Annotated in this window: 5 protein-coding genes; 3 read left to right on the top strand and 2 right to left on the bottom strand. The window is 65.7% G+C overall.

Translation table 11 applies throughout. The annotated features are described in order from the left end of the window. Positions 1-437 (bottom strand): alpha/beta hydrolase (locus AB4Y84_RS14980; RefSeq protein WP_442250363.1); only part of this gene is annotated, 437 nt, incomplete at its 3' end. A gap of 109 nt (positions 438-546) precedes the next feature. Here AB4Y84_RS14980 and AB4Y84_RS14975 point away from each other — a divergent pair. After that, positions 547-1440, top strand: a complete 894-nt coding sequence (locus AB4Y84_RS14975; protein ID WP_180167112.1) for a LysR family transcriptional regulator — start codon at positions 547-549, stop codon at positions 1438-1440. Between the two features lie 90 nt (positions 1441-1530). Here AB4Y84_RS14975 and AB4Y84_RS14970 read toward each other — a convergent pair whose 3' ends face one another. Next, on the bottom strand, positions 1531-2112 hold the full coding sequence (locus AB4Y84_RS14970; protein WP_442250362.1) for a TetR/AcrR family transcriptional regulator: 582 nt from the start codon (positions 2110-2112) through the stop codon (positions 1531-1533). Between the two features lie 133 nt (positions 2113-2245). On the opposite strand from AB4Y84_RS14970, the gene AB4Y84_RS14965 reads away from it, so the two are divergent. Together AB4Y84_RS14965 and AB4Y84_RS14960 are read left to right on the top strand one after the other, a co-directional pair. Continuing rightward, a complete protein-coding gene (locus AB4Y84_RS14965; RefSeq protein ID WP_229978848.1) occupies positions 2246-3343 on the top strand; it encodes an alkene reductase in 1098 nt (365 codons plus the stop codon). 61 nt (positions 3344-3404) lie between these two features. After that, positions 3405-4172 (top strand): SDR family NAD(P)-dependent oxidoreductase (locus tag AB4Y84_RS14960; RefSeq protein WP_442250361.1); only part of this gene is annotated, 768 nt, incomplete at its 3' end.

Genomic DNA, 4172 nt, shown 5'->3' with positions numbered 1-4172 from the left:
ACGAACGACTGCGTGCTCAGGAAGTCAACCGCCGCGCTGACGTCGTCCGAATAGATTTCCGGCGACACCAGGTGCCGCGGGGTACCGGCGCTCTCTCCCCAGAAGGAAAGATCGATCGCCAGCGTAACGAAGCCCTGCTCAGCCAGCTTCTGCGCGTACAACTGTGAACTCTGCTCCTTCACTGCGCCCATCGGATGACCGACTACCACGGCTGGCGCGCGGGCACCCTGCACCTGCCCCTGAGGCCGGTACAGCGTTCCGACCACCTCCATCTGGTACTGGTTGCGGAAGCTGACGCGCTCGCCCTTTACGCTGGCGCTTCTGTAGAAATTGTCGGCGCCGGCGGTTCTTGCGGCGACCGGTGCCTCGGCGGCCACGGCCGACTGCGGAACGAAATGGCTGGCAATGAGTGCCAGCAGCAGCGTGGTGGGTTTCATGTGCGGACGGCCTCAGTGGGAACTCAGGTCGCCACGATAGGCGGCGCCTGCTACCGCGATAAGCCGGCTGAAAGTTGATGCATTACTGAGTTGAGCTCACAATTGACCCATGAGCAGCGTGAAGACCAACGACCTGCAGGCCTTCCTGGTGGTGGCACAGGAGCAGAGCTTCACCAAGGCTGCTGTTCGCCTGGGGGTGACACCCTCGGCGCTCAGCCACTCCATGCGGCTGCTGGAGGAGCGCCTGGGCATCCGGCTGCTGGCCCGGACCACGCGCAACGTCTCCCCGACCGAGGCGGGCGAGCGCCTGATGCGCTCCATCGCACCGCACTTCGAGGCCATCGGCGCCAGTGTGGAGGCATTGGGGGATCTGCGCGATCGCCCGGCCGGAACCCTGCGGATCTCCTGCACGGACGATTCAATGGAGACCATCATCCGCCCTCGCCTTGCCGGATTCCTCGCCGAGTATCCGGACATCACACTGGAGTTCTACGTCGATTACGGCTTCACCAACGTGGTGGAACAGCGCTTCGACGCCGGCATCCGGCTGGGCGAGGCGCTCAGCAAGGACATGATCGCGGTCAGGGTCGGGCCGGATTGGCGGCTGGTGGTGGTGGGATCGCCCGACTACTTCCAGAAGCATGCCAAGCCAAGGAAGCCCGCCGATATCACGCAACATCGCTGCGTGCACATCCGGCATCGCCCGAATGGCGCGATCTATGCGTGGGAGTTCGAGGAGAAGGGCAAGGAGTTCACCGTGCGCGGCGACGGACCACTGGTGTTCAACAGCATGATCCACGTGATCAATGCCGCCCTGGACGGCCTGGGCCTGGCGTACGTGCCTGAGCCGATGGTGGCCGATCACATTGCCGAGGGCCGGCTGCTTGCCGTGCTCGACAAATGGTGCGTGCCTTTTCCGGGCTATCACCTGTACTACCCGAACCGCCGGCAGCCCTCGCCGGCATTTTCGGCGCTGGTGGGCTGGCTGAAGCGGGACGCTTAAGGTCCGCGGTGGTGCCAGGTCGGACTGAAGCACGGCGGCCTGCATCGCGCGCGCCGGCTGACGGCCCAGACGCACGCGCGCAGGCGCGACTCAGCGATCGGGCACATCCGACAGGCGCGCCATCACAGCCGCCCGGCACGCATCCAGGATTTCGTCTGCCAGCGGCGAATCATCCGGACAGGACCTGGACAGCACCACCGCGCCCACGGCCATGGCCATCAGGGCTATCCGGCGCGCACGCGCCTCCGGGCTGGCGTGCTCGCCCATCGGCTCATCCTCGCCGGCAGGGCGCCCTATCTGGGCTTCAATGCCGGCGGCAAAGGCTGCCTTGACCGTTGCCGGCTGGCGCGCGGCGTCTGCACTCAACGCGGCCATCGTGCAGCCGTGGCCTGGGTCATCCCGATGCTCCCGGGAAAGGTAGTAGCCAAGAAATCCAGCCAGATCCATGCCCGCCGCAGCGTCGRCAGATTGCGCCAGGCCGCAGATGGAGGCTTCGGCCATGAGGTCGGTCTTGGAGCCGAAATGCTTGTAGAAGCCACCGTGGGTAAACCCTGCAGCCGCCATCAGGTCTGCAACGCCCACACCGTCGTAGCCCCGCTCCCTGAAGAGCGTGGATGCGGTTTCGACAATGTGCGCCCGGTTGGCCTGCGCTTGTGCCTTGGTGACCTTCATGACCCGATGCCCCAGGGGCTGTGCTGCGGAAGGACGGCAGTCTAGCACATATGGATTACGTTCATCATCAAACCATTGACATCATGGATTACGGTCATCATCATTGTGGCAACGACCACCAGCCCCACATCAGATGACGACCACGACATTGTTCCAGCCCTACCCCCTTGGCCCACTGACGCTGGCCAACCGTATCGTGATGGCACCGCTGACGCGCAACCGCGCCGATGCCGGCCTGGTGCCCAGCCCGCTGGCGCCCACCTACTACGCCCAACGGGCCTCGGCCGGCCTGATCATCACCGAGGCCACCCAGATCTCGGCCCAGGCCCAGGGCTACCAGGACACGCCCGGGCTCTACACGCAGGATCAGATCGACGGCTGGCGCCAGGTCACCGACGCCGTACACGCACGTGGCGGGCACATCTTCGTGCAGCTCTGGCACGTGGGCCGCATCTCGCACGTGGATCTGCAGCCCGGCCACGCCGCACCCGTCTCCGCCTCGGCCATCCGTGCGCAGACCAAGACGTTCGTGCACAACGGCTTTGTTGATGTGTCCGAGCCGCGCGCATTGGAGATCGACGAACTGCCGGCCATCGTCAACGACTTCCGCCAGGCCGCCGCCAATGCCATCGCCGCCGGCTTCGATGGGGTCGAAATCCACGGTGCGAACGGCTACCTGCTGGAACAGTTCATCAAGGACGGCGCCAACCAGCGCACCGATGCGTACGGCGGTTCGGTCGAGAACCGCGCACGCCTGCTGCTGGAAGTCACCGCCGCCGTGGCCGAGGAGATCGGTGCCGATCGCACCGGTGTGCGCATCTCGCCGGTTTCTCCAGCCAACGCGATTTCCACCGTCAGCGACCCGCAGCCCCAGTACGACTACATCGTCGATCAGCTCAGCGCACTGGGCATCGTGTACCTGCACGTGGTGGAAGGTGCTACCGGCGGCCCGCGCGACGTAGCGCCGTTCGACTTTGACAGCCTGCGCCGACGTTTCACCGGCACTTACCTGGCCAACAATGGCTACGACCTTGAACTGGCCAACGCACGCCTTGCCGCTGGCAATGCAGACCTGATCGCGTTTGGCCGCGGCTTCATCAGCAATCCCGATCTGGTCGAACGCCTGAAAACCGGCGCGCCGTTGAACGCGTTGAATCCAGCGACGTTGTACGGCGGCGGTGCGGAGGGTTACACCGACTACCCCGCATTGACCGATACGGCGCCGCAGTAACCCGTTCGACAGCGCCGCGCTGCACACGCCGTTCGCCCCTTCCAATTCCACGAGACACACCATGAGCCAGCTTCCCACCGTCCTCATCACCGGCGCCTCCAGCGGCATCGGCACCGTTTACGCCGAACGCTTCGCACGCCGCGGCCACGACCTGGTGCTGGTTGCGCGCGACAAGACGCGCCTGGAAACACTGGCCGCGCGCCTGCGCCAGGACACCGGGGTCGCCGTAGACGTCCTGCCGGCCGACCTCACCCAGCGCAGCGATCTGGCCGCCGTGGAAGCCCGCCTGCGTGACGATGCCCGTATCGGCATCCTGATCAACAACGCAGGCATCGCGCAGTCCGGTGGCTTCACCGCGCAATCGGCCGACAGCATCGACCAACTGGTGACACTGAACACCCTCGCCCTGACGCGCCTGGCCGCTGCCATTGCACCGCGATTGGCCACCGCCGGCGAAGGCGCGATCGTCAACATCGGCTCGGTCGTCGGCCTGGCACCGGAGCTTGGCATGACCGTCTACGGCGCGACCAAGGCTTTCGTGCTGTTCCTCTCGCAGGGTCTCAGCCTGGAACTGTCGCCCCAGGGCGTCTACGTGCAGGCCGTCCTGCCGGCGGCCACCCGCACCGAGATCTGGGAGCGTGCCGGCATCGACATCAACACGCTGCCCGAAGTGATGGACGTTGGCGAACTGGTTGATGCAGCCCTGGTCGGCTTTGATCGCCGCGAGACCGTGACCATTCCGCCGCTGCATGTGGCCGCACGCTGGGACACGCTGGAGGCATCGCGCCAGGGCCTGCTCTCGGATCTCCGCCAGGCGCAGGTTGCGGAG

It is taken from the genome of Stenotrophomonas sp. 2YAF22, assembly GCF_052114665.1.
Taxonomy (GTDB): Bacteria; Pseudomonadota; Gammaproteobacteria; order Xanthomonadales; family Xanthomonadaceae; genus Stenotrophomonas; species Stenotrophomonas indicatrix.
This window is presented reverse-complemented; position numbering and strand designations above follow the sequence as displayed.

What these genes read in the sequence shown, in the direction of transcription:
- AB4Y84_RS14965 (WP_229978848.1), top strand. Translation starts at nt 2,246, where the DNA reads ATGACGACCACGACATTGTTCCAGCCCTACCCCCTTGGCCCACTGACG.
- AB4Y84_RS14975 (WP_180167112.1), top strand. Translation starts at nt 547, where the DNA reads ATGAGCAGCGTGAAGACCAACGACCTGCAGGCCTTCCTGGTGGTGGCA.